Below are 23,883 nucleotides of genomic sequence, written 5' to 3' on the forward strand. Positions count from 1 at the left end.
TCGTTCAGCCGAGGAAGTCCACGATCGACGCTCGCAGGCCCGCGGCGTCGAGGCCGTGCGCCCGCGCGTGGTCGCGCCAGTTGCCGTAACGCCGGATCTCGGTGCGCCCGACCCCCAGGTGCATCACCCGGTGCGGCACACCGGCGAGGGCGCTGCTCACCGCGGCGGCCGAGGTGCCGGCCAGATATGGCTCGACCATGACGACCTCGCCCTCGGTCAGCATCCGCAGGCCGTCGGCGTCGAGCGGGCGTGGCGTGTTGGTGTAGGCGACCGTCACGTCGAGCCCGGCCGTGGCCTCGAGCACCGGATCGAGCATCGGGCCGACCGCCACGACCAGCGGCCCGCCCCGGCGCAGCACCCGCAGCCGGCCACCGTCGGAATACGCACGGTCGTTCTCCTGCACGCCCAGGCGCACATAGACCCGGTCGTCGTGCCGGGCCGCCTCGCGCAAAATCGCCGGCACCTCGTCGTGATGCCCGGGCACGTGCACGGTCCAGCCGTCGAGCGTGTCGAGCAGCGCGACGTCACCAGGTGACTGGTGCGTGTAGCCCTCCTCCGACGCGTCGTACGAGCCGCCGATGCTGACCACCACCGCGCCCGTGTCCTGGTGGCCGAGATCGAGCTTCAATTGCTCGTACGCCCGATCGACCGCGAACGGCGCGTACGAGTGCAGGTAGGGCCGCATGCCGGTGAGCGCCAGCCCGCCCGCGACACCGGTCATCAGCTGCTCCCGGATGCCCACGTTGAGCACCCGGTCGGGATGCCGGCGGCGCGCCGGTTCGAACGACTCGGCCGAGATGTCGGCCAGCACCAGCGCCGTACGCGGATCCTCGTCGAGCAGCGCGGTCGTGGTGGCCACGAACGTTTCCCTCATCTTGCTCAGCTCCCCTTGCGTTCGACGGCGGCGACGACCAGGTTGGGGCGGTCGTGCCGGGGTTGGAGCGCGCGTTCCAGCCGGTCCTGATCGCGTCCGTCCACAACGGAGACGTCCCAGCCCGGGAACCGCGCGGCGATCCCGCCCGGCCAGCCGTGCGTCGACGACTGGTTGTCGATGACGATCGCCGTGATCGGCAGCCGGGTCGCGGCGGCGTACGCGATGGCCTCGTGGTTGGAACCCTCGTCGAGCTCGGCGTCCCCGATCAGCACGAAGGTCCGCGTACGGGTGAAGCCCTGGGCCCTTAGACCGAGAACGACGCCCACGCCGAGCCCGAGGCCGTGCCCGAGCGATCCCGTGCCGATCTCGACGCCGGGGATGCGAACGCGGTCCGGGTGATGGCCGAGCGGGCTGTCCCAGCTGCCCAGGTCGTCCAGCCACTCCTCGGGGAAGAACCCCTTGGCCGCCAGGACGGCGTAGTAGGCGGCCGGCCCGTGCCCCTTGGAGAGCAGGAAGCGGTCGCGGTCGGGCGCGTCGGCGGTCTCCGGGGTGACCCGCAGCACCCGGTCGTAGAGCGCCCAGAGCACGTCCAGCGTCGAATGGGCGCTCGGCAGATGTTTCTTGTCCCCCGTGATGCGTTCCAGCAGGGGGCCGAGCCGGTCGGTGTGCACTGCTGTCGCTGTCATGGGGATAGAGTGCAACTTAAAGTTCGCTTCAACTCAAGGATGACGATGGAGACACTGACCATCGGTGACTTCGCGGTCCGCAGCGGCGTCGCGCCGTCCGCCCTGCGGTACTACGAGCGCGAGGGCCTGATCCGCTCCACCCGCACCACCGGCAATCAGCGCCGCTACGAGCGGGCCGAGCTGCGGCGGGTCGCCTTCATCCGGATCGCCCAGCAGGTCGGCGTCTCCCTCGACGAGATCCGGGCCGCACTGGCCGAACTACCCGAGAACCGTACGCCCACGCGGGCCGACTGGGCCCGGCTGTCCGACCGGTGGCGGCACCGGCTCGAAGAGAAGATCGCCCTGATGCAACGCCTGCGCGACGACCTGTCCGGCTGCATCGGCTGCGGATGCCTCTCCCTGCACCGCTGCAAGCTGATCAACCCCGATGACCGGATGGCCGCCGAGGGGTCGGGCCCCCGCATCCTGCTGTCCTAACATCGTTGCCATGGCAACCCGGCTCGTGCAGATCAACATGAAGGCCCACGACGACGCCGCCCTGGGCCGGTTCTGGGCACAGGTGCTCGGGTGGGGCCTCGACAGCGAGGCCCCCGGCGTGACCAACCTCGAACCCGAAGGCTTCGTCTATCCCGATCCGGTCGCCGTCTGCATCGACCTCATCGCCTCCACCGAACCGAAGACGGTGAAGAACCGCGTGCACGTCGACCTGGCCTCCACCTCGGTGGCCGGCCAGGCTGAGCTTGTGGAGCGCCTGATCGCGCTGGGTGCGAAGCCGGCCGACGTGGGCCAGGGCGACGTTCCCTGGAAGGTCCTGGCCGACCCGGAGGGCAACGAGTTCTGCGTGCTGGAGCCGCGGCCGATCTATCAGGACACCGGCCCGATCGCCGCGATCGTGGTCGACTGCGCCGACCCGCAAGCCATGGCCGGCTTCTGGGGCCAGGCGATGGACTGGACCGTGCACGAAGTGACCGACCAGATCGCGACGCTGCGGTCGTCCCAGGGAGTCGGGCCCTACCTGGAGTTCGTCCGCACGCCGACCCCGAAGACCGTCTGGAACCGCGTGCATCTCGACATCCGCCCGTACAAGGACGACGACCTGCAGACCGAGGGCGCCCGGCTGCTGAGCCTCGGCGCCACCCCCGCCGACCTGGGCGACGCCAACATCTCGTGGCTGGTGCTGAAGGACCCCGAGGGCAACGAGTTCTGCCTGCTGTCACCGGGTTAGAACTGCCCCGTCAGGGGATCTGCGGGAGAGCCGCTATGACCGCGTCGTAGGCGGCCAGGTCGCTTCGGTCTTCTCTGGGCGGCGGAAGCCCGGCGGGCAGACCGGCAGGCGGCAGTTCCCATAGGACATTGGCGGCGCCGACGTGTTCCACGGCCTGGTACCACTGCTGTAAGGGTTCCATGAGCCGGATATGTAGGTCGAAGTTGCGACGTCGACGCGTGGAGTCCGCGTCGCGGCGCCGGCGAAGTTCCTCTTCCGGTGGCGCAGACACGAGAACCAGGTCCGCGAACCCGAGCCGGCCGGCCGCCACGGCGAGGCGGTGGGCCTCAACCTCGGCCTGCCAATGGCGCCAGGACAGCGCCCCGATACTGGCCAGCGACCAGCTGTAGTGCAGCTTGAGCGGGTCGTCGTCACAGACGGCCAATCCGGTGAGGCGCTCTCGGCGCAGGGCCTGCAGCCACCGCCGAGAGTTGACTTCGCACCAGAACGCCGCTTGTTCCGCCGGGTCGGGCCCGGGGAGGTCGTCGCTGTCCGGGATGCACTCGGGCACGGTGTCCTCGGGAAAGTGCCGGCGACACCATATGGTTTTTCCGGCTGCACTGGGTCCGGTCACCACAACAATCACGTCCGTGGTTCTACCGGAATCACGGGCTCTCCGCTGTTGCCCTTCCTGACCCTGACGTGTCCCGGCTGGTCGGCAGTCAGCGCGGCACTCGCCAGTGCTCCGGCGGCAGGGCGGTTGCCTGGTTCAGAATGCGGCGTACGGCCTCGCTGTGAGCCGCCGCCTGCGTCCGCTCGGCGTCGCGCCATACGCGGACAGCTCGAATGCGGCGCCGCCACAGCAGGCGTCGCGCAAGCCTGCCGGCCGCCTCATCGTCGATCTCCTCGCCTCTCGATTTGAGAAGGCCGCGAGCGCTGTTCGGGGGAACGTGTCGCCGCCTTCACTCCTGATCGTCGACGAGCGAGGGCCGCGAGTGGAGCGTCGAGCTGTCCGCAACCGGCGTCCGCCTGTCCGCTGATCGGCGAACACGGGGCTCACGAGTTGATGGCCGGGCAGTGCGCTGTCGCAAGCTAGCAGCACCGCTCAGGCTCCCGCACTCATTCGGCCGCGTCTGCTTTCAGGGTCAAGCCTCGATCGATGAAGTCGATCAGCCACTCGAAGCTTTCGTTGATGTCGGTGTTCATCTCGAAGCCGCCCTGGGCCTCGATCGTCGCGAAGCCGTGGAACAGGCTGCGCAGCAGGCGTAGCGCGTGCACAGTGTCGGCCGGGGGGATCTTGTAGCCGGACAGGACGGCCGACAGGGAGGTCAGCGTACGTCCGCCGGCGACGGCCAGGGGGTCGTCCGGGCCGGTCACGCCGAGCCGGACCGTTGCCGCGTAGCGGCCGGGGTGGCTGACGATGTAGTTGCGCATCGTGCGGGCCGCCGCGGCGAGCGCGTCGCGGCCGGCGAGGCCCTGCAGGGCTTCGCGCAGCTCGTCGCCCAGTTCGTTGGCGACCAGCAGGGCGATCCGCCGGTTGAGGTCGGCCTGCGAGTCGATGTGCTTGTAGAGCGACGGCGCCCGTACGCCGAGCCGTTCGGCCAGCGCCCCCATGGTCACGTTGGCCAGCCCGACCTCGTCGGCCAGTGCGGCGGCGGCGAGGGTCACGGCCGCCGGGTCGAGTCCGGCTCTAGGCACGGGCGTACGCCTTGAGGAACGGCAGCATCACCGCGACAGTCTCGTCGGGGTACTGCGTGTGCGGGTAGTGTCCGGCGCCCTCGATCACCTCGAGCTGGCCCAGGCCGGCCGGCAGCTCGGCCACGATGGCCGCGCCCTCGGCGCGCGGGTCGGCCCAGTCGGGGTCGAGCGAGCCCTCGATGATCAGGGCCGGGCAGCGGACGTTGGCCAGTTGCGCCGCGGCGTCGGCCGGAGATCCCTGGCCCATCTTCTGCAGGGCCTTCATCCGGCCCGGCTCGCCGAGGCCGGCCGCGTTGCGCCGCAGCTGCTCGTCCCAGTCGGCCGGCTTGCGTCCGGGGAACGCGAGGTCCAGGTATCGGTGCCACGACTTCACACTGCCCAGCATGGTCGCCATCATCAGCCGTGTCATGCCCGCCCGGTACGACTTCACCCGCAGGTCGCCCAGCTTGATCGACTGCTTGCGGGTGAACGATCCGAGCTCGACGATGCCCTGCACCAGCTCGGGGGCCTGCGCGGCGGCGATGGTGACCGCGCCGCCCGAGATGGACTGCCCGACGAGCACGGCCGGGCCGCCCAGGTGGCGCACCACTGCGAGCAGGTCGCCGGCGATGTCCGTACGGGTGAAGGACGGCCACTCGGCACTGGACTGGCCGCAGCCGCGCAGGTCGACGTTGGCTACCCGATATCCGGCCGCCACCAGCTGCGGCACCACGAACCGGTAGGACTCGCGGGTGTCGCCCATGCCGTGGGCCAGGACGACCAGAGGGCCCTCGCCGGTCACTTCGTACGCGATGGTGCCGCCCGGAACGGAAACAAACTCGGTCATGACATCTCCCTTGTTGGCTAACTTCATTAGCTAAAAGCTAACGTCATTAGCCAGCGATGTCAAACCCGAACCGGAATGGCCGATGAGACCCCGAGCACCTTCCCGTTCGCGTCCAGCGCCTCCGCCACCACGTACTCGGGCGTTCCGGCCACCGTCAGGGTCGTCTCGAAGCCGGTCCGCGCCTCCTCGACCTCGCCGCCGGAGAGGGCGCCGGGCTGGGTGCCCCACCGCGCCCGCCAGCGCGCCACCCTGGTCGCGCCGTTCCAGCTGGCCGAGACGATCACGTTGCCGCCGTCGACGCGCAGGCCCAGGGCGGGCTGGTCGGCCGGCGAGCCGGTCCACTCGGCCTTGTACGCCCGGTACGACTGGTTGTCGAGCGGCAGGTGCCCGGCCAGGCGTACGGTGCCGTCCGCGTTGTGCTCGGTGAAGTGCGGCATCTGCCCCCACCCGACGAACGAGCCACCGTCGGCCAGTTCCCGGAAGCTGCCCTGCGTGGGCGCCGACAGCCGCTCGGGGTGCAGGAACTCGGCCACGAACGTCGTCTTGCGGGCGGCCTCGTCCACCTTGAACACGAGCCCGCGCGAGTACTCCTTCTCCTTGGTCACCCCGGCGCCGTTGTCGAACAGCCCGTACGACCCGTCGCGGCGCTGCCGGAAGTCGTGCTGCCACGAGAACTTCGTACGCTCGTCGACCTCGAAGTCCGACTTCTTGCCGCCGATCCGCCAGAGGATCTGGCCGGACTTCCGATCGATCTTGTAGACGGTCCAGGTGTGCCGGGCCGAGATGATGATGTTGCCGTCGGCGGCCAGGCCCACCGAGTTCGCGTGGAAATAGTCGTACGGGAGGTGCTCCGATTCCCCGACCGGCCGCGGCGCGTACGACTCGTCCAGGGTCACGTGCTCACTCGACCGCCACTCGAAGATCTTCTTGCCGGTCGCGATGTCGATCTCCTGGATCACGCCGTCGTGCAGCACGCCGTCGGTGGGGCCGCCGAGCGCGCTGAGGTCGTACGGGATGGGGTCGTAGACCCAGAAGAGCGCGGTGTCCCGCGGCGTGATCACCAGGTCGTGCTGGTCGGCCTGCTCGGTGCCGGCCGCGCGGATCCGGGTGATCTCGCGGTACGACTGGTCGGCGATCACGAACTCGCCCTGACCGACGCCCTGACCGCCGGTGCCCCCGATGGTCCCCTCCCACCAGGTCAGGACCGGCTTGTTCCGGTACTGCTGGGCCTTGAGGTCGATCGCGACGGTGGCCGGGTCGGGAACCTTCTTGAACCAGACCGGCGAACCCTTCTCGTCGACGACGAGCGGACCCCACAGGCCGGTTCCCGAGGCGGGGGTCAGAAAGATCGAGCCGGCCACCGTGCCGTTGGCCGCCGTCGTGATCGTGACGTCGGGCAGCGTGCGCAGGTCGGGCCGGGAACGGTATTTCGGATCGCCGGCCGGCGCGGCCGCGGGATCATCAGGGGCGGCCACGGGGTCGTTGTCGCGTCCGAGCGCATAGCCGACGCCACCGCCGGCGAGACCGGTCACCACGGCGCCACCCACGCCGAACAGGACATTTCTCCGGGAGATGCTCACGAGGCGAGCGTTCCCGGCTGCGACGAGATCTACCTTGACGAATGATCAGAGTTCGCTGTGAGGCCGGCGTAGATCCCGATCAGCCGCGGGGTGAGCACATCCGGATGGAACTTCTGCTGGTAGCGGGCCCGCGCGGCCGGGGCTCGAAGGGAGGCCTCGTTCCGGGCGCGGGCGAGACCGGCGGCCAGCGCGCCGGGTTCGGGCGCGACCACCCAGCCCGCTTCGTCGCCGACGAGATAGGGGATGCCGCCCACCTCGGTGCCGAGCACGGGCCGCCCCGAGGCCAGCGCCTCCAGGATCACCGTGGGCAGGACGTCGTTCCAGGTCGGCGTCGCGATCACCACGGCCGACTCGTCGCGGACCTTGCGCATCCCCTCGCGGTCGAGAATGCCCAAATACCGCACGTCCGTACGCTCGGCCGCCGCTTGCTCGGCCAGCGGCCGTAATTCGCCGTCACCGGCGATCCGCAGCGTGCCCAGCGACCCGTCGGGGTGCCGCCGCCAGGCCTCGAGCAGCAGGCCCAGGCCCTTCTCGGGGGAGAGCCGGGCGCCGTAGAGAAAGCCCTCGCCCAGCGGCGCCGGCTCACCCGGGTCGGGCAGACCGTTCGGCTTGACCACGATGTGCTCGTCGGGGATGCCGTAGTCGCGCAGGTGGTCGGCGATCCGGTCGGTCAGCGCGATGAACCGGTCGACCGAGCGCCAGGTCGGGCGGTGCACGGCCAGGGTGGTCGCCATCAGGGCGCTCTGCGCGGCCGAGCCGCGATAGCAGCGGTGCTGGACCGCGGGCCAGCCGATCAGCTTGCCCCGGCAGTCCTGGCAGTTGTGCCCGTCGCGGAAATAGAGGCCGGACGAGCAGACCTGGCGATAGTTGTGGACGGTCTGGATCACCGGCACGCCATGCGCATGGGCCGTCCGCACGACCCAGGGCGAGAGCAGCGGGTACGGGTTGTGCAGGTGCAGCACGTCGGGGCGCTGGGATTTCAGCAGCTGAGCCAGGTCGCGCTGGGCGGCCCCGCCATAGATCGGGGACAGCGGCAGCAGCGCCTTCTCGGCCAGGGGCAGGTCACCGATCGAGTCGGAGCTGCGCTCGAACGGCAGCACCTCGACGCCGGCCTCACGGAGCTGGGCGATCTCGGTGTCGACGATGACGTTCTCGCCGGACGGCATCGCTTCCCGATACCGGTTGTGCGCAACGACGACCTTCACGCCCGGAGACGCTACCGTTGAGGTCGTGCCCGAACTTCCTGAGGTCGAGGCGCTCGCCGCCTACCTGCGCGAGCGCGCGGTCGGCCACACCGTGGAGCGCTTCGAGGTGTCCTCCTTCAGCGCGCTGAAGACCTACGATCCGCCGGCCTCCGCCGTCGCCGGCCTGCCGATCACCTCGGCCGGGCGCCACGGCAAGTTCCTCGACGTGGGTCTGGGCGACGACCTCCACCTGGTCGTCCACCTGGCCCGGGCCGGCTGGCTGCACTACCGCGAGACCTTCAAGTCGCCCGCGCCGCTCAAGCCGGGCAGCGGGCCGATCGCGATCCGGGTGCGGATCGACGACGGCTCCGGGTTCGACCTGACCGAGGCCGGCACCCAGAAGTCGCTGGCGGCCTATCTCGTGCGCGATCCGGCCGCGGTCCCGGGTGTGTCCCGGCTCGGCCCCGACGCGCTCGCCGTGTCCCGCGACGAGTTCGCGACCGCCCTGAAGAGCCGGAACGGGCAGGTCAAGGGCGTGCTGGTCGACCAGGAGGTGCTGGCCGGCATCGGCAACGCGTACTCCGACGAGATTCTGCACGTGGCCAAGCTGTCGCCGTTCGCGCTCACCGCCAAACTGACCGACGAGCAGATCGACATCCTGTACGCGGCCATGCGCGAGGTCGAGACCGACGCGGTGGCCCGGTCGGTCGGCATGAAAGCGGCCGAGCTCAAGGGCGAGAAGCGGGCCGGCATGCGCGTCCACGCCCGTACGGGATTGCCCTGCCCGGTCTGTGGCGACGCCGTCCGCGAGGTGTCGTTCGCCGACAAGAGCCTGCAGTACTGCGCGACGTGCCAGACCGGGGGCAAGCCGCTGGCCGATCGACGCCTGTCCAAGTTGATCCGATAGCGGCGTATCGGTCACGCTACGTACATGGCCGGGAATGCGGGCACAACGTGCGCTTCTTTCCGCCCGATCCATCGGTATAGTGGCCCGGTCCCACGTTTCCGCGGCGCGGCTTTCCTTCGAACCCGTCGCGGTGCGTAATCTTTTCCGGATGCGGGAGGACGTAGGCGAGGTGACCGCTAGCCTGCATCGCCCGGTTACCGACAGCAGCCGGAGCAAACCCGTGCCGTACGACAGCTTCGAGTGGCAGCAGGAGCCGCCACCGAGCAACGGCGTACCCCGATCCGCGTGGAACCGGCAGCACAAGCGCCTGTCGCGCTGGCACCGGCCGTACACGCTGGCTCTGCTCTTCCTCGATCTCATCTCGGTCGTCCTGGCCAGCCATCTGGCCGCGACGTACATCGAGAAGTCCCGCTCGGGTTTCTACGGCAAGAGCCTGTTCTTCCTGCACAACGAAGAGCTGTTCATCTTCTTCGCGTACGTCGTGCTGCCGCTCGGCTGGATGATCCTGCTCTGGGCCAACGGCACCTACGACCGGCGATATCTGGGCCTGGGCAGCGAAGAGTTCAAACGCGTCGTGCGCACCTCGGTCACCGTGGTGGCCTGCGTGTCGCTGCTCGCGTTCGCCACCAAGGCCCCGCTCTCGCGTGGCACGGTCGCCGCGGTCTCGCTGATGGCCGTGGCCTTCCTGATCACCGGCCGCGTCGGCGCCCGGCAGGTGCTGCACTTCGCCCGCCGCAAGACCGGCCATGGCGCCCACCGGATGGTTCTGGTCGGCACGCTGCCCGAGGCGCTCGAGGTCTACACCGCGGTCACCCGCAGCCCGGCCGCCGGCCTGATCCCGGTGGCCATCCACATCACCGACGGGTACGCGGCCGCCCGCGGCATCGAGACGCCCGTGCCGGTCTACGCCGCCCGTGACGTGCTGTCGCTGGTGCGCGAGGTCGGCGCCGACACCATCGCGGTCTGCGGGTCGGCCAGCGCCGAGCCCGGCGAACTGCGCCGCCTGGCCTGGCAGCTCGAGGGCACCGGCGTCGACCTGGTCGTCGCTCCGCAGCTCACCGACATCGCCGGCCCCCGGGTGCACATCCGCCCGATCGAGGGCCTGCCGCTGCTGCATGTCGAGGAACCGACCCTGTCGGGCCCCGGCTGGCTGGTGAAAAACCTGATCGACCGGGTCGCCGCCGCCCTCGGCCTGCTGGTGATCAGCCCGATCCTGATGGCCATCGCGATCGGCATCAAGCTCTCCGACCCCGGCCCGGTCTTCTTCCGCCAGCCCCGCGTCGGCCACGAGGGCCGCACGTTCCGGGTGTGGAAGTTCCGGACGATGTATGTCGACGCCGAGGAACGCAAGCGCACGCTGGAGGAGCTCAACGAGTCCGACGGCATGCTCTTCAAGATGAAGAACGACCCGCGGATCTTCGCGTTCGGCGCCAAGCTGCGGGCCACCTCGCTCGACGAGCTGCCCCAGCTGATCAACGTGCTCAAGGGCGAGATGTCGCTGGTCGGCCCGCGCCCGCTGCCCGCCGACGACGGCGACTACCTGGGCGACGTGCGGCGCCGGCTGCTGGTGCGCCCGGGCATCACCGGCCTGTGGCAGGTGTCGGGCCGTTCCGACCTGTCGTGGGACGAGGCCGTACGCCTGGACCTGTACTACGTCGACAACTGGTCCCTGACGTACGACCTCGGCATCCTCTGGCGAACGATCTTCGTGGTGCTCAAGCGCAAGGGCGCCTACTAGCTATACGGGCAGGTGCTGCGCCACTCCTGGATCGCCGAGCCGGACGGGTTCGGGCACAGGAACTGGTCGTAACGGGTGTCGTCGTCGATGAAGCGCTTGAGCCACGAGATGCTGTACTTCGCGACCGTCACGTTCGTCGAGGTCGGCGCCGAGTGCGAGGCGTTGTTGAGTTCCAGGTACGCCTTGTCCGAGGCCGCCGGCAGGCTGGTGTAGAACGGCTCGGAGTGTGAGCTCACGGGGGCCACGGTGTCGTTCTCGGCCCCGATGATCAGCGTGGGCACCCGGTCGCTCGACCAGCTCTTGGTGCCGTGCCACGGGGTGAGCGGGACGGCCGCCTGCAGGGACGGGCGGCTCACCGAGGCCGACAGGCTGCCTCCGCCGCCCATCGAATGCCCCATGACGCCGAGCCGGGCGGCGTCGATGCGCGTACGGACGCTGCTCGTGCGGGTCAGGTAGTCGAGCGCGGCCAGCAGCTGGCTGCCCCGGCTGGCCGGCTGGTCGAGCGTGCTCAGCGTGTCGATCGTGATGACCACGAAGCCCTGCGACGCGATCCGGGGACCGAGCCACGCGACGCTGGACTGCGAGGCGGTGAAGCCGGGCGAGATGGCGACCGCGCCGAACGTGCCCGCCGTGGTGCTGGTCGGGTAGTAGATCGTGCCGCCGCCGAACCCGCTGACCGCGGAGCGGGCGACGGAGGTCTGCGCGGTCGCGAAGGAGCCGCGGGAGGCCTCGATGCTGCTGGTGGTGGGGGCGGGACCGCGCTCGTACGGGTTGGCCGCGAGGGTGGATGCGGCGAGTTGGTGGTCGGCGGCCAAGGCGGGGGATGCGGACGATGCTCCGGCCAGGCTGATCGCCAGGACGGCGGCGGCCAGACCGGCACGGAGCGAGGGAACGGATCTGATCATGGAACTCTCCCTGGGTGTGGGTGAGCCTCGTATTGATGGTTGTCACATTGTTGATCGGTCTGTTACCGGCCGGTAATACCAATTGACACCCTGCCAATACGTTATGGCCGCTGGACGCCGGCTTGCGAACCGGCCACTATCTCCTGCGTGACCGGACAGGTGGGCAGCGTGCTGGCGGTCGTGGCTGTGCTGGCCGCGCTGGCCGCCGCGGTGGTGGCCGTCGTACGCCTGCGGGCCCGCCGCGGTATCGCCACCGCCATGCAGCGGGCCACCTACGACGTGCTGCACACGGCCGCGCTGGCCGCCGACCCGCTGCGCGCCGGCCTCAGCCCCGGAACCGCCGCCAAGGCCGTCCGCCCGCTGCGCACACTCGTCGGCGCGGCCGGGCTGACGATCACCGACGGGGACAGCTGCCTCGCCTTCGACGGCCGGGGAAGCCACCACAGCGAGCAGTTCACCGCGGCCGCCGTACGGGCCCTCGACACTCAGCGCTCGATCGTGCTCTCCGCCTCCGACCTGCCCTGCGACCGGGTCGACTGCGTCGTGCGGGGCGCCGTGGTGGCGCCGCTTCCCAACCCCGACGGGCGGGCCGCCGCCGCGATGGTGGCGGTGGCCGACGACCAGCCCGCCCCCGGTCTCGTGCAGGCCACCCTGGAGGCCGCCCGCTGGGCCGGGTCGCAGCTGGCGCTGTCCGAGCTCGACTCGTCGCGCGAGCGGCTGGCCAAGGCCGAGGTGCGGGCGCTGCGGGCCCAGATCAGCCCGCACTTCATCTACAACGCGCTCACCGCGATCGGCTCGTTCGTGCGCACCGACCCCGAGCGGGCCCGTGAGCTGATCCTCGAGTTCGCCGAGTTCACGCGCTACTCGTTCCGCGCCCACGGCGACTTCACCACGCTGGCCGAGGAACTGCGCTCGATCGACCGCTATCTCACGATCGAACGCGCCCGCTTCGGCGACCGGCTGCAGGTCCGCCTGCAGATCGCCCCCGAGGTGCTGCCGGTCGGCCTGCCCTTCCTGTGCCTGCAGCCGCTGGTCGAGAACGCCGTCCGCCACGGTCTGTCGCGCAAGCCGGGCGTCGGTATGGTGAGCATCGAAGCCCGGGATTCCGGAGCCGAATGCCACATCACGGTGGAGGACGACGGGGTCGGCATGGATCCGGCGGTGTTCGCCGCGGGCATGCCCGAGACAGACGACGGGCAGCACGTGGGCCTGGCAAATGTGGACGAGCGACTGAGGTCGGTCTTCGGCGACCATTTCGGCCTGGTGGTCGAGACGGCGCCCGGAGCCGGTACGAAGGTGAGCATGCGAGTGCCGAAGTTCCACCCCGGAGTACGCGCATGACCATGCGAGCGCGCGCCGCCCGCCGACGCCCGGGAGCCCGGGCGTGAGCCTTGTCGTGCTGGCCGTGGATGACGAGCCGCCCGCCCTGGACGAGCTGGCCTACCTGCTCAACGCGGACGGCCGGGTCGCACACGTGCACCGGGCGGGCGACGCCACCGAGGCCCTGCGCGTCCTGCGCGACACCGAGGTCGACGCCGTCTTCCTGGACATCCGCATGCCCGGCCTCGACGGCATGGAACTGGCCCGCATCCTGCGCCGTTTCGCCCGCCCCCCGGCCATCGTCTTCGTCACCGCCTACGACGACGGCGCCGTCGACGCCTTCGACCTGGGCGTCACCGACTACGTCCGCAAGCCCGTCCGAGCCGAACGCCTGGGCGAGTCCCTGCGCCGCGTGGCCGGCACCCGCCCGGCGCCCACTCCCGCCGCTCCGACCCCACCGGCCGACGAGCCCACCATCCCGGTCGAGCTGGCCGGCACGACCCGCATGCTCCCCCGCTCGTCGGTCCGCTGGGTCGAAGCACAGGGCGACTACGCCCGCCTGCACACCTCCGACGCCTCCCACCTGGTCCGCGTCTCCCTGGCCACCCTGGCCGAACGCTGGGCCGACGCCGGTTTCGTGCGCATCCACCGTTCCTACCTGGTGCAGATCCGCCTGATCGCCGAACTACGCCTGACCGGCTCCGGCTACGTGGTCTCGGTCGACGGCATCGAGCTGCCAGTCAGCCGCCGCCACACCCGAGAGCTGAAGGACCGCCTGATCAGAGCCGTAAAACACGACTGGACCCGCTAGCCGTCCACACGGTTTTCCACAGCCCAACCGAGTTCTCCACAGACTTATCCACAGGCAGGGGTCACGATCCACTTTTTTGACTTAGGTCTGTTCCTACATTGACCTGAAGGCACTATGGTTTAGGCGTCTGAGCACTCCACTCGTCAGCAAGTGCCCCTATGGTGAATCCAGGATCCTGGCTGGACCCGGGTCGGCGGCATGATCTGTCGAGCGGGCTACCGGAGGGGCGGTGTGAATCTTGAACACCAACGTTCACCAGGGCCTTCATGGAGAAGGTTTCATCTATGCCTTGGCCGGCGCGGCCGGTCTCACCACGACAAAGATGAACCTCGACCATGATGGCGTCGACTGGCAGATCGCAACGTCGGGACCTCGGGGCACACAGCGGTCACCACGGCTGGAATGCCAGGTGAAATCCAAATCGAATCCAGACTTCCGCGAAGGCCACTATCGGGTCCGCCTACCCATCAACAACTACAACAAGATCGCTGGGACCGGATTTCAGGTGCCCCGCTTCCTGTTCACCGTTGTCGTTCCGGCCCAAGCGTCCGGCTATGCCAGGTGTGAACACGAAGCGATGACGCTCGGAACGGCCGGATATTGGCTGTCAATGGCCGATCTTCCGGTCGAGCCCACCACGGCGGACGATCCGAAGAGCGTTGTTCTGGCGGTTCCCAGGCAGAATCTGCTGACGACGGACACCTTGCATGCCCTGATCATCGGCGACCTGGAGGGGGCAACGACATGATCGATGTCCATGTCACCGATCGACATGCCCTCGCATCTCGGTCTCCGTTCGAGCTCGCCATGTACCTGCGGTCGAGGGGTTGGGAGTCGCGCGAGCGCAACGGCCTCGGCGTCCAATGGGTCAAGACTGTCGACGGGGAGGAGTTCGAGGCGGTCCAGCCCAGCGAGCCTGACCTTCGCGACTACAGCCTTCGAGTACTCGACGCTCTGCGAGTACTCGCGATAGTGGAAGACCGTTCGGAATTGGACGTCCTGCGTGACATCTCGAATGTATCCATGGATGTTCATACTATTCGCGCGTTCCCTGCTGAGAGCCCGCCCGGGATGATCGGTCTGGAGGATGGGGTCCAGGCTTTCGAGAGCCTCCGGAATCTCATTCTCGCCGCGGCCTATTCCGTCAGCGTCGAACAGGCGAGGGCGGTGCAACCGGCCAGAAAACCCACCGAGGTGTTGAAGCTTCTCAGGGACGTTTTGATCGGACCGGCAACCGAAGGCAGCTATGTCATAACCGCACACACGCCGATTCCGCCTCGCTTGACGCCGGGGCCCACCCCACTCTTCAACGGTGATCAGGTTGACGCTCTCGAGCCGCTGGAGCCCTTCGAGAGGCGGGTGTCGCTCCGCATCTATGACGCGGTCCATGCGGCCCACAACGCGGCCAACGACGCGCTGACCAGTGCCGACGGCCTGGACGCCTTCACCGCGGCAGTAACTCGCGGCGTCAGCGCCAACCTGTGTGAAGCCCTGGTCGGGCTCGGCGGGGACACGGGACACGCGTTCGAGCTGGACCTTTCCCTGGCAGCCTCACGGCCTCTTGCGCGACGGCAACTCAAGCCCATCCGCTTCCGCCACGACCACTTCCCGGTGCTGGAAGCAGCCGCCCAAGAGCTACGGGAAAGGGTGGCCGAGGACGCTGTGTCAGTGATCGGCAACGTCGTACGGCTCCATCGGGAAGGATCAGGACCGGGCGAAATCAGCGTCGCCGGAACAGTCGAGGGCGATGATCGCCTACGGCGGATCTGGATGGACCTGCCCGAAGACGATTATTTGCAGGCGACGCGGGCGCACGAACAGATGCTCAACGTCTTCGTGCGAGGCGACCTGATCCGGCGGGGTAACCGCCTCGTCCTGAGAAATCCGGGTGGGTTCCAGGTCGTGCCCGACAGCGGCGGCGACTAGCCGGCCTTCTCGGCCTGAGCTGTGCAGCCGACAGCGGGTCGGGCGAGGACGACCTCCACAGGTCGTTCACAAAGTCGCCGCCACGCCTGCACCCATGGTCAATAGGCTCATCGCCGTACGGTCGGTGGGTCACGGGGGGCCACCGGCCGCCTGGGTGGAGAGGGTGCGGGCGTGGAGACGGAGCGGCGCGTTCTTGTTGTCGAGGATGAGCGGACCATCGCGGAAGCGGTTGCGGCCCGGCTGCGGGCCGAAGGGTTTCTGGTCGAGGTGGCCGGGGACGGTCCGGGGGCGGTTGAAGCCGCCCGCCGTACGCCGCCCGACGCGATCGTTCTCGATGTCATGCTGCCCGGCTTCGACGGCCTCGAGGTCTGCCGCCGCATCCAGGCCGAGCGGCCGGTCCCGATTCTGATGCTGACCGCCCGCGACGACGAGACCGATCTGCTCGTCGGCCTGGCCGTCGGCGCCGACGACTACATGGTCAAGCCGTTCTCGATGCGGGAACTGGCCGCCCGGGTGCACGCGCTGCTGCGGCGGGCTCAGAAGATCACCGTGGCGCCGAAGGGGCCGCCGACGTTGCGGTTCGGCGACCTCGAGATCAACCAGGCCGAGCGGCGAGTTCTGCGGGCCGGTGTCGAAGCCCACCTGACGCCGACCGAGTTCGACCTGCTCGTGCACCTGGCCGCCCACCCCCGTACGGTGCTCCCCCGCGAACGGCTGCTGGCCGACGTCTGGGGCTGGGCCGACGCGTCCGGCACCCGCACGGTCGACAGCCACATCAAGGGACTGCGCCGCAAGCTCGGCTCCGACCTGATCCGTACGGTCCACGGCGTGGGGTACGCGCTGGAGGTCGAGCGATGAGGGAACGCATCGTACGGGCGCTGCAGTGGCTGCCCCGGCCGCTCGACCCGGTCCGGTCGATCAAGATGAAGATCGTCATGGTGCTGCTGGCGGGCGGTCTCAGCGGTCTCATCTGGTTCTATCTGTGGCTGGGCTGGTTCCCGATCTGGACGGGCGTCACCGCCACCATCATCGGCGTGACGATCGTGCAGTTCCTGGCCCGGGGCATGACGTCGCCGCTGCGGGAGATGACCGCGGCCGCCCGGGCGATGGCCGAAGGCGACTACGACCGCCGGGTCCGCGCCACCTCGGCCGACGAGGTGGGCGAGCTGGCCGCCGCCTTCAACCACATGGCGGCCGACCTGGCCGCCGCCGACCGGCAGCGACGCGAGCTGATCGCCAACGTCTCGCACGAACTGCGTACGCCCATCACCGCCCTGCAGGGCCTGCTCGAGAACATCGTCGACGGGGTGGCCAAGGCCGAACCCGAGATGATGCAGACCGCGCTGGCCCAGACCGAGCGGCTCGGCCGGCTGGTCACCGAGCTGCTCGACCTGTCCCGCATCGACGCGGGCGTGGCCCCGCTCAGACGCCATCCGATCGACGTGGCCTCGTTCCTGGACGGCGTCGTCCGCGAGGCCGAGGTCAACGCGGCGGGCAGCGGCCGCGACGTCCGGTTCAAGGTTTCCGCGCCCGAGATCGTCGTGCCCGGCGACCGGGAGCGGCTGCACCAGGTCTTCGCCAACCTGCTCGACAACGCGGCCCGGCACAGCCCGCCCGGCGGCACCGTGCAGGTCCGCGCCGAGCGCCGCGACGATCACGTGCTGATCGCCGTGGCCGACGAGGGCGAGGGCATCCCGCCCGAGGAACGCGACCGGGTGTTCGAGCGGTTCACCCGCGGCGAACGGCCGGGCGGTGGCGGCACCGGTCTGGGGCTGGCGATCGCCCGCTGGGTGGTGCAACTGCACCACGGCACGATCGCCGCGGTCGACCCCGAGCGCCCAGGCTGCCAGATCAATGTGGAGCTTCCGCGCGCCCTGAAGTAAGCCGCCGAAAACCCCGCAACCCGGAATTGAGGTACGTCGTGACGATGCCCCCTGCCCAAAAAACGATGAGCCAGGCCGCATCCGCCCCACCGACGCCGGCCCGGCAAGGCCCGTGGCCGTCGACCGCCCCGTGGGGCCGGTTCTGGTCCGGCCCCGGCCGCCCGGCCTCGATGATCACGGTTGCGGCGGTCGCGGGGGCCGCCGCCGTCGCGGCTCTCTGCCTTCCGATCGACAGCCCGGGCGTGGGCTGGCTGCTCACCGCGATCGCGGCGGTCGCGGCCGTCTCCGTGGCCGGCGTCGCCCGCGTCACCGGCGGCCCGGCGCCCCTGGTCAACCGGCCGGTTCCCCGGTTCCGGGCCGAGCAGCTCGGCTGGGCCGCGGCCACGATCGCCCTGCTCGCCGTGGGCACGTTCCGTTCGGCGGGCTGGCTGTTCGCCCTGTGCGTGGTGGTGGCGACCCTCACCGCGGCGCTCGCCCTGGCCGGCGGGCGCTCGATGCGCAGCATCTTCGTGGCGTACGCGATGCCGTACCTCGCCGCCTTCCGAGCCGTCCCGTGGCTGGCCCGCGGCCTGTCCCGCCCGGGTGACGAGCGGCTGGGCAACGGCCGCGTCCGCATCGTGGCCACCGCCGTCGTCTCGGCAATCCTGCTCTTCGCGTTCGGTGCGCTGCTGGCCTCGGCCGACAGCACCTTCGCCGATGCCCTCGAGCGGCTCGTGCCCGACCTGGGTGTCGACACCGTGTTCCGGTGGATCTTCCTGGGCGGTTTCGCGGCCATGGGCATCGGCGGCGCCGCGTTCCTGCGGGTCGCCCCGCCCGACGTCTCCCGGCTGGACCGCACCGAGGGCCGCAAGGTGCACCGCTGGGAATGGGCCGTTCCACTCGGCCTGCTGACCGTCCTCTTCGGCCTGTTCGTCGCCGTTCAGGCGCTCACGCTGTTCCGGGGGGACTTCCGCGTGCAGGAGTACGCCGACGAGGCGCGCAGCGGGTTCTGGCAGCTCAGCTGGGTTGTCGGCCTGACCCTGCTGGTGCTGGCCGGTGCGGCTCGCTGGGCGCCGCGGGCCGAATCGGCCGACCGCCGGCTGATCCGGATCATCCTGGGCGCGCTGACCGGCTTCACGCTGGTGATCGCCGCGACCGCGGTCCACCGCATCGTCCTCTACACCGCCGAGTACGGCCTGACCCGCCTGCGCCTGCTGGTCTTCTGCTGCGAGTTGTGGTTCGTGTTCGTGCTGCTGCTGGTCCTGATCGCGGGTCGCCGGATCCGGGCGCCGTGGCTGCCCCGGGTGGCCATCGCGGCCGGTGTCGCGGCCCTGATCGGCCTGGCCGTGGCCAACCCGGACGGGATGATCGCCGAACGCAACGTCCAGCCGCACGGTGACCGCCCGGTTGACCTGAGCTATCTGGGTGACCTCTCGCCCGACGCCGTGCCCGCGCTCACCGAGTCGGGCAGGCTGACCAACAACCAGCTCCTCTGCGTGCTCGGGCGGCTCAACACCGGTTCGATGAGCATGTCGGACGACTGGCGTAGCTGGAACGTCGGCCTGGCCCGGGCCCGGGTCCTGATCGCCACCCACGGCAACCCCACGTACGACTGCACCCCTTGACATCCTGCCGTCGGCGGCCAGACTCCGGGCATGGCCGCCGACGACCGGAGCACGCCGAGCACGGGGGAAGATCCAACAGTTCCCCGGCGTACGCGTGTGGTCCTCGGTGAGGCGGCGGCCCGCAGGCGGCCCGCCGACCGGGCCGGCACCGACCTCGCGGAGCAGACGCCCGTCGGCGAGGCGCTGGTCAAGGGGCTGATGCGGGCCCAGCTGGCGCTCGCGTTGCGGCTGGCGCTGGTGGTCGTCACCGGCCTGGGCGCCCTGCCGCTGCTGTTCGCGGTGGCCCCGGGCGTGGGCGGCATCAAGATCTTCGGTGTGTATCTGCCGTGGCTGCTGCTCGGCCTGCTGTCGTTCCCGTTCCTGATCGGCGTGGGCTGGGCCTACGTCCGCTGGGCCGAACGCAACGAGCAGGACTTCGTCGCGCTGATCCGCCGGCCCGAGCCGTGATGAACCCGTACCTCGTCCCCGGTCTGGTCGTCGTGGTGCTGGTGACCGTCGGCATCGGGGTGTACGGCCTGCGGTTCGCCCGCACCACCTCGGATTTCCTGGTCGCGTCGCGTTCGGTCAGCCCGGCCTGGAACGCCGCGGCGATCAGCGGCGAATACCTCTCGGCGGCCTCGTTCCTGGGCGTGGCCGGGCTGATCCTGCGCTACGGCGTCGACGTGCTCTGGTACCCGGTCGGTTTCGCCGCGGGCTATCTGGCGCTGCTGCTGTTCGTGGCCGCGCCGCTGCGCCGGTCGGGCGCCTTCACGCTGCCCGATTTCTGCCAGGTACGCCTCGGCTCCCCCTTGCTGCGCCGGCTGGCCAGCATGTTCGTGGTGTTCATCGGCTGTCTCTACCTCGTGCCCCAGTTGCAGGGCGCGGGCCTGACCTTCACCACGGTCACCGGCGGCTCGTACGCCTGGGGCGCCCTGCTCGTCGGCGCCGTGGTGACCGCCAACGTGGCCCTCGGCGGCATGCGCGCGATCACGTTCGTGCAGGCCTTCCAGTACTGGCTCAAGCTCACCGCGCTCGCCGTCCCGGTGATCTTCCTGGCGCTGCAGTGGCAGTCGGACGGCCGCCCACCGGTGACCCCCGACGTCGGCGCGACCTTCCCGGTGGCGACCACGGTCGTGCTCGAGCAGGACGCGCTGGTCGACGGCGTTCCCCTGGAGAAGGGCCAGCAGCTCAGCTATGACGCCGGCGCCCCGGTGCCCGAGGTGAGCACTGTGGACGCCCACTTCGGCGCCGACTGGCTGCTCCCGGGCGGCGACGGTTCCCTGTTCGCCACGTATTCGCTCATTCTGGCCACGTTCCTGGGCACCATGGGTCTGCCGCACGTGCTCGTCCGGTTCTACACCAACCCGGACGGCGCCTCGGCCCGCCGGACCACGCTGGTCGTGCTCGGCCTGGTCGGCACGTTTTACCTGCTTCCGACCCTGTACGGCGTCCTCGGGCGGATCTATACCCCGCAGCTGCTGATGACCGGTCGCACCGACGCCGTGGTGCTGTTGCTGCCCGAGGCCGCGCTGGGCGGCGGCCACCTCGGCCAGTTGCTCGGCGCCCTGGTCACCGCGGGTGCGCTGGCCGCCTTCCTCTCCACCTCGTCGGGCCTGCTCACGAGCGTGGCCGGGGTCGTCTTCACCGATGTGCTGCGGGCCGGCCGCGGCGGCTCGATCCGGGACTTCCGCCTGGCCACGGTTCTGGCCGCCTCGGTTCCGGTGCTGCTGTCGCTGTACGTCTCCAACATGGACGTCTCCCGCGTGGTCGGCCTGGCCTTCGCGGTCGCCGCCTCGAGCTTCTGCCCGCTGCTCGTGCTCGGCATCTGGTGGCGCCGGCTGACCGACGTCGGCGCGGTGGCCGGTCTCGTGGCCGGTGGCGGCGCCTCGATCGCGGCCGTGCTGATCACCGTGCTCGGCCCGCCGCTGGACGGCTGGCTGGCCGACGCCGTCGGTCAGCCCGCCGCGTGGACCGTCCCGCTGGCCTTCCTGGTGATGATCAGCGGTTCCCTGCTGACCAGCCGGCGCGTCCCGCCCGACGTCGGCGCGACCATGCTGCGGCTGCACGCCCCGGAGGCCCTGCGGCTCTGATTGCGCTGGTCACGGCCGGGGGCAAGCCGATAGGTTGCTCACCATGACGGTGCCGGCTCCACGCGAGGGGGACCAGGCCGCGGCGATGTCGCTCCGCGGTTTGGTCAAGCGGTTCGACACCAAGCTCGCGGTCTCCGGGGTCAGCCTCGAAGTGCCCGCCGGTTCCTTCTACGGGTTGCTCGGGCCGAACGGCGCCGGCAAGACCACGACGCTTTCGATGGCCGTCGGGCTGCTGCGGCCCGACGCCGGGCACGCCGTCCTGCTGGGGTCGGACGTGTGGGCCGATCCGGCCGCGGCCAAGGCCCGTCTGGGGGTGCTGCCCGACGGCGTACGCCTTTTCGACCGGCTGACCGGCCCCGAGCTGCTGGCCTATCACGGGTTGCTCCGCGGCATGGACGCGGCGACCGTCGACCAGCGGGCCCGCGAGTTGCTCGATGTGCTCGAGCTCGGCACCGGCAACCGCACGCTGGTCGTCGACTACTCGGCCGGCATGCGCAAGAAGATCGGGCTGGCCTGCGCGCTGCTGCACGCGCCGCGGCTGCTCGTGCTGGACGAGCCGTTCGAGGCCGTCGACCCGGTCTCGGCCGCCCGCATCCGCGACATTCTGCAGCGGTACGTCACCGGCGGCGGCACGGTCATCTTTTCCAGTCACGTGATGGAGGTGGTCGAGCGGCTCTGCTCGCACGTCGCGATCCTCTCCGACGGCGTCCTGCGGATGCACGGCACGCTGGAGGCCGTACGCGGAAACCGGTCTTTGGAAGAGGTGTTCGTGCAGGTCGTCGGGGGTCGGGTCAGCACCGGCTCGGAGCTCGCGTGGCTGTGACGGCGGCCCCCGGCGTCGGCCGGTTCGTGCGGCTCAAGCTGCGGCTGATGATCAACGGCATGCGTGGCCGCCCGGCCCGGGTCGTGCTGTTCGTGCTCGGCGCGGTGATGGCCGGTTTCATGGCGATCGCCGGTTATGCGATCTTCGCGATCCCGGGGGTGGCCGGTGACGAGCGGGCCGCCGGGATGCTGCTCCAGCTCGGGGGCTCGGCCCTTGTGGTGGGCTGGCTGGTGCTTCCGCTCATCTTCTTCGGGGTCGACGAGTCGCTCGACCCGGCCCGGTTCGCGCTGTTTCCGCTGCCCCGCCGCACCCTGATCACCGGGCTGTTCGCGGCCTCGCTGGCCGGTCTGCCCGCGCTGTCCACACTGGCCGCCACGGCCGGGATGGTCAGCACCGCGGCCGACCTGGGCGGCACCGGCGCCGCGCTGGCCCAGCTGGCCGGCATCCTCGGCGGCCTGCTGATCTGCGTTGCTTTGAGCCGCGCGGTGACCAGCGCGTTCGCCACCGGTCTGCGCTCGCGCCGGTCGCGCGACCTGGCCGTGGTCATGTTCGCCGTGCTGGCCGCGCTGCTCGGTCCGCTGCAGCTGGCCCTGCTGGCCGGGGCCGAGCGGGCCGACTGGAACGCGTTCGCCGTGCTGGCCGACGTGCTGGGCTGGACGCCGTTGGGCGCGCCCTATTCGGTGGGGCTCGACGTGGCCGACGGACGCCTGTGGGCCGTACCGCTGAAGCTTCTGATCGTCGCCGGGACCATCGCCGGGCTGCTCTGGTGGTGGAGCGCGACGCTGGAGAGCGCGATGGTCGGCACCGAGAGCCGGGGGCGCACCGGCAATGAAGGGGACATCGCCTCGCCGACCGATCTGCTGCTCGGACGGCGGCTGCCGCGCACCCGGTTCGGCGCGCTGGTCGCCCGCGAGACCCGGTATTGGTGGCGCGAGACCCGGCGGCGGGCCGCGCTGATCACGTTCTTCGTGGCCGGGCTGTTCCTGCCGATCTCGATCTCGCTGAGCGGTGGACCGGCGGGGCCGATGGCGGTCTTCGTCGGCGCGATCGCGGCGATCGCGATGGCCAACCAGTTCGGGTACGAGGGCAGCGCGTACGCGGCCAACATCACCGCCGGCGTTCCGGGCCGGGTCGAGATCCACTCCCGGGCGACGGCCCACGCGCTGTTCGTGCTGCCGCTGTTGCTGCTGGTCGCCGTGGTGGTGGGCGCGGTGTCGGGGCGGCCCGAACGGATCGCGGGTGACCTGGGGCTGCTGATCGCCACCTACGGCACGGGCCTCGGGCTGGTGCTGCCGATGTCGGTGCGGGCGGCCTATTCGCTGCCCGAGTCGACCAGCCCGTTCGCCGTCTCGTCGGGCGGCGGGATGGCCAAGGGCCTGCTCACCATCGCGGTCATGTTCGGCACGCTGATCGCCACCGTGCCGCTGCAGATCCTGGCGTACGCGCTGGGCGACGTGTGGTTGTGGATCGGGTTGCCGGCCGGGGCGGCGTTCGGCTGCGGGGCGTACCTGATCGGCTCGGGTGTGGCTGGCGACTGGCTCGACCGGCGCATGCCCGATCTGCTGGCCGCCGTGACCGCGGGTCGCTGACGCGTCTCACCGGGCCGGGCGCAGGCCATCCCGGCGTACGAAAATGCGGCGTCTCTGCAACGCGGCGCCGCCCGGGCCGAGCACATAGCCTTCGAGCCACAGCCACCCGTCGTAGGTGCTGCGCTGGTCGACCCGGATCAGGCGGAAGGTCAACGCCCGTCCGCCGTCGAACTGGACGCTCGCCTCACCGTCGATGTGCAGCACCACTCCCGGGTCCAGCTGCACTTGCGAATGCACGGGCGACCTCCTTCCGGAC

The 23,883-nt window shown here is 70.3% G+C and carries 24 protein-coding genes; 15 read left to right on the forward strand and 9 right to left on the reverse strand.

The window, feature by feature from the left end:
* Positions 1 to 4: 4 nt before the first annotated feature.
* On the reverse strand, positions 5 to 874 hold the full coding sequence (locus ACZ3I4_RS26885) for a transketolase family protein (protein ID WP_465384794.1): 870 nt from the start codon (positions 872 to 874) through the stop codon (positions 5 to 7).
* A 5-nt stretch (positions 875 to 879) separates the two neighbouring features.
* A complete protein-coding gene (locus ACZ3I4_RS26890; protein ID WP_465384795.1) occupies positions 880 to 1,560 on the reverse strand; it encodes a transketolase in 681 nt (226 codons plus the stop codon).
* 39 nt (positions 1,561 to 1,599) lie between these two features.
* On the opposite strand from ACZ3I4_RS26890, the gene soxR reads away from it, so the two are divergent.
* On the forward strand, positions 1,600 to 2,037 hold the full coding sequence (soxR, locus tag ACZ3I4_RS26895; RefSeq protein WP_465384796.1) for a redox-sensitive transcriptional activator SoxR: 438 nt from the start codon (positions 1,600 to 1,602) through the stop codon (positions 2,035 to 2,037).
* A gap of 10 nt (positions 2,038 to 2,047) precedes the next feature.
* Positions 2,048 to 2,785, forward strand: a complete 738-nt coding sequence (locus ACZ3I4_RS26900; protein ID WP_465384797.1) for a VOC family protein — start codon at positions 2,048 to 2,050, stop codon at positions 2,783 to 2,785.
* A gap of 10 nt (positions 2,786 to 2,795) precedes the next feature.
* On the opposite strand, the gene ACZ3I4_RS26905 is transcribed toward ACZ3I4_RS26900, so the two are convergent.
* From ACZ3I4_RS26905 to ACZ3I4_RS26925, 5 genes are all read right to left on the reverse strand, one after another.
* On the reverse strand, positions 2,796 to 3,410 hold the full coding sequence (locus ACZ3I4_RS26905) for a hypothetical protein (RefSeq protein WP_465384798.1): 615 nt from the start codon (positions 3,408 to 3,410) through the stop codon (positions 2,796 to 2,798).
* Positions 3,411 to 3,883: 473 nt separating this feature from the next.
* Complete coding sequence (locus tag ACZ3I4_RS26910) at positions 3,884 to 4,462, reverse strand: TetR/AcrR family transcriptional regulator (protein WP_465384799.1); 579 nt, start codon at positions 4,460 to 4,462, stop codon at positions 3,884 to 3,886.
* Positions 4,455 to 5,288, reverse strand: coding sequence for an alpha/beta fold hydrolase (locus tag ACZ3I4_RS26915; protein WP_465384800.1), 834 nt, complete (start codon positions 5,286 to 5,288; stop codon positions 4,455 to 4,457). The genes ACZ3I4_RS26910 and ACZ3I4_RS26915 overlap by 8 nt, the downstream gene beginning before the upstream one ends.
* 59 nt (positions 5,289 to 5,347) lie before the next feature.
* Positions 5,348 to 6,868, reverse strand: coding sequence for an arylsulfotransferase family protein (locus ACZ3I4_RS26920; protein ID WP_465384801.1), 1,521 nt, complete (start codon positions 6,866 to 6,868; stop codon positions 5,348 to 5,350).
* Positions 6,869 to 6,897: 29 nt separating this feature from the next.
* Positions 6,898 to 8,073, reverse strand: coding sequence for a glycosyltransferase family 4 protein (locus ACZ3I4_RS26925; protein ID WP_465384802.1), 1,176 nt, complete (start codon positions 8,071 to 8,073; stop codon positions 6,898 to 6,900).
* Positions 8,074 to 8,098: 25 nt separating this feature from the next.
* Between ACZ3I4_RS26925 and ACZ3I4_RS26930 the strand changes: the two genes are divergently transcribed.
* Both ACZ3I4_RS26930 and ACZ3I4_RS26935 read left to right on the forward strand, forming a co-directional pair.
* Positions 8,099 to 8,959, forward strand: coding sequence for an Fpg/Nei family DNA glycosylase (locus ACZ3I4_RS26930; protein ID WP_465384803.1), 861 nt, complete (start codon positions 8,099 to 8,101; stop codon positions 8,957 to 8,959).
* Between the two features lie 148 nt (positions 8,960 to 9,107).
* Entirely contained in the window at positions 9,108 to 10,697 is a 1,590-nt protein-coding gene (locus ACZ3I4_RS26935) for a sugar transferase (RefSeq protein ID WP_465384804.1), read from the forward strand.
* Here the strand turns inward: ACZ3I4_RS26935 and ACZ3I4_RS26940 are convergent.
* Positions 10,694 to 11,602 (reverse strand): poly(ethylene terephthalate) hydrolase family protein, encoded by a 909-nt coding sequence (locus ACZ3I4_RS26940; protein ID WP_465384805.1) that lies wholly within the window; start codon positions 11,600 to 11,602, stop codon positions 10,694 to 10,696. The two genes, ACZ3I4_RS26935 and ACZ3I4_RS26940, sit on opposite strands and share 4 nt — an antisense overlap.
* A gap of 147 nt (positions 11,603 to 11,749) precedes the next feature.
* Here ACZ3I4_RS26940 and ACZ3I4_RS26945 point away from each other — a divergent pair, with 147 nt between their 5' ends.
* The 11 genes from ACZ3I4_RS26945 (at position 11,750) to ACZ3I4_RS26995 (ending at position 23,627) form a co-directional block, all read left to right on the forward strand.
* Positions 11,750 to 12,943: a sensor histidine kinase gene (locus ACZ3I4_RS26945; RefSeq protein WP_465384806.1), complete on the forward strand. Its 1,194-nt coding sequence runs from the start codon at positions 11,750 to 11,752 to the stop codon at positions 12,941 to 12,943.
* Positions 12,944 to 12,986: 43 nt separating this feature from the next.
* A complete protein-coding gene (locus tag ACZ3I4_RS26950) occupies positions 12,987 to 13,733 on the forward strand; it encodes a LytR/AlgR family response regulator transcription factor (protein ID WP_465384807.1) in 747 nt (248 codons plus the stop codon).
* A gap of 238 nt (positions 13,734 to 13,971) precedes the next feature.
* Positions 13,972 to 14,481 carry a DUF4365 domain-containing protein gene (locus ACZ3I4_RS26955; protein ID WP_465384808.1) on the forward strand — a complete coding sequence of 170 codons (510 nt, stop codon included), beginning with the start codon at positions 13,972 to 13,974 and terminating at the stop codon, positions 14,479 to 14,481.
* Positions 14,478 to 15,659, forward strand: a complete 1,182-nt coding sequence (locus ACZ3I4_RS26960; RefSeq protein ID WP_465384809.1) for a hypothetical protein — start codon at positions 14,478 to 14,480, stop codon at positions 15,657 to 15,659. The genes ACZ3I4_RS26955 and ACZ3I4_RS26960 overlap by 4 nt, the downstream gene beginning before the upstream one ends.
* A gap of 171 nt (positions 15,660 to 15,830) precedes the next feature.
* A complete protein-coding gene (locus ACZ3I4_RS26965) occupies positions 15,831 to 16,517 on the forward strand; it encodes a response regulator transcription factor (RefSeq protein WP_465384810.1) in 687 nt (228 codons plus the stop codon).
* On the forward strand, positions 16,514 to 17,542 hold the full coding sequence (locus ACZ3I4_RS26970) for a HAMP domain-containing sensor histidine kinase (RefSeq protein ID WP_465384811.1): 1,029 nt from the start codon (positions 16,514 to 16,516) through the stop codon (positions 17,540 to 17,542). Before ACZ3I4_RS26965 ends, ACZ3I4_RS26970 begins: the two co-directional genes overlap by 4 nt.
* A gap of 65 nt (positions 17,543 to 17,607) precedes the next feature.
* Positions 17,608 to 19,146 (forward strand): DUF4153 domain-containing protein, encoded by a 1,539-nt coding sequence (locus ACZ3I4_RS26975; protein ID WP_465384812.1) that lies wholly within the window; start codon positions 17,608 to 17,610, stop codon positions 19,144 to 19,146.
* Between the two features lie 30 nt (positions 19,147 to 19,176).
* A complete protein-coding gene (locus ACZ3I4_RS26980; RefSeq protein ID WP_465384813.1) occupies positions 19,177 to 19,593 on the forward strand; it encodes a DUF485 domain-containing protein in 417 nt (138 codons plus the stop codon).
* Positions 19,593 to 21,215 (forward strand): sodium/solute symporter, encoded by a 1,623-nt coding sequence (locus ACZ3I4_RS26985; RefSeq protein ID WP_465384814.1) that lies wholly within the window; start codon positions 19,593 to 19,595, stop codon positions 21,213 to 21,215. Before ACZ3I4_RS26980 ends, ACZ3I4_RS26985 begins: the two co-directional genes overlap by 1 nt.
* Before the next feature lie 43 nt (positions 21,216 to 21,258).
* Positions 21,259 to 22,038 (forward strand): ABC transporter ATP-binding protein, encoded by a 780-nt coding sequence (locus tag ACZ3I4_RS26990; RefSeq protein WP_465384815.1) that lies wholly within the window; start codon positions 21,259 to 21,261, stop codon positions 22,036 to 22,038.
* A gap of 47 nt (positions 22,039 to 22,085) precedes the next feature.
* The gene (locus ACZ3I4_RS26995; protein ID WP_465385049.1) at positions 22,086 to 23,627 is read left to right on the forward strand and encodes an ABC transporter permease; all 1,542 of its coding nucleotides are present in this window, start codon (positions 22,086 to 22,088) and stop codon (positions 23,625 to 23,627) included.
* Between the two features lie 6 nt (positions 23,628 to 23,633).
* Here the strand turns inward: ACZ3I4_RS26995 and ACZ3I4_RS27000 are convergent, their stop codons facing one another.
* Positions 23,634 to 23,864 (reverse strand): hypothetical protein, encoded by a 231-nt coding sequence (locus ACZ3I4_RS27000; RefSeq protein ID WP_465384816.1) that lies wholly within the window; start codon positions 23,862 to 23,864, stop codon positions 23,634 to 23,636.
* Positions 23,865 to 23,883 lie beyond the last annotated feature (19 nt).

The organism is Actinoplanes sp. NPDC021490 (assembly GCF_055562135.1).

What these genes read in the sequence shown, in the direction of transcription:
- ACZ3I4_RS26995 (WP_465385049.1), top strand. Translation starts at nt 22,086, where the DNA reads ATGATCAACGGCATGCGTGGCCGCCCGGCCCGGGTCGTGCTGTTCGTG.
- ACZ3I4_RS26900 (WP_465384797.1), top strand. Translation starts at nt 2,048, where the DNA reads ATGGCAACCCGGCTCGTGCAGATCAACATGAAGGCCCACGACGACGCC.
- ACZ3I4_RS26990 (WP_465384815.1), top strand. Translation starts at nt 21,259, where the DNA reads ATGACGGTGCCGGCTCCACGCGAGGGGGACCAGGCCGCGGCGATGTCG.
- ACZ3I4_RS26940 (WP_465384805.1), bottom strand. Translation starts at nt 11,602, where the DNA reads ATGATCAGATCCGTTCCCTCGCTCCGTGCCGGTCTGGCCGCCGCCGTC.
- ACZ3I4_RS26985 (WP_465384814.1), top strand. Translation starts at nt 19,593, where the DNA reads ATGAACCCGTACCTCGTCCCCGGTCTGGTCGTCGTGGTGCTGGTGACC.
- ACZ3I4_RS26975 (WP_465384812.1), top strand. Translation starts at nt 17,608, where the DNA reads ATGAGCCAGGCCGCATCCGCCCCACCGACGCCGGCCCGGCAAGGCCCG.
- ACZ3I4_RS26935 (WP_465384804.1), top strand. Translation starts at nt 9,108, where the DNA reads ATGCGGGAGGACGTAGGCGAGGTGACCGCTAGCCTGCATCGCCCGGTT.
- soxR (WP_465384796.1), top strand. Translation starts at nt 1,600, where the DNA reads ATGACGATGGAGACACTGACCATCGGTGACTTCGCGGTCCGCAGCGGC.
- ACZ3I4_RS26885 (WP_465384794.1), bottom strand. Translation starts at nt 874, where the DNA reads ATGAGGGAAACGTTCGTGGCCACCACGACCGCGCTGCTCGACGAGGAT.
- ACZ3I4_RS26960 (WP_465384809.1), top strand. Translation starts at nt 14,478, where the DNA reads ATGATCGATGTCCATGTCACCGATCGACATGCCCTCGCATCTCGGTCT.
- ACZ3I4_RS26970 (WP_465384811.1), top strand. Translation starts at nt 16,514, where the DNA reads ATGAGGGAACGCATCGTACGGGCGCTGCAGTGGCTGCCCCGGCCGCTC.
- ACZ3I4_RS26890 (WP_465384795.1), bottom strand. Translation starts at nt 1,560, where the DNA reads ATGACAGCGACAGCAGTGCACACCGACCGGCTCGGCCCCCTGCTGGAA.
- ACZ3I4_RS26980 (WP_465384813.1), top strand. Translation starts at nt 19,177, where the DNA reads ATGGCCGCCGACGACCGGAGCACGCCGAGCACGGGGGAAGATCCAACA.
- ACZ3I4_RS26915 (WP_465384800.1), bottom strand. Translation starts at nt 5,288, where the DNA reads ATGACCGAGTTTGTTTCCGTTCCGGGCGGCACCATCGCGTACGAAGTG.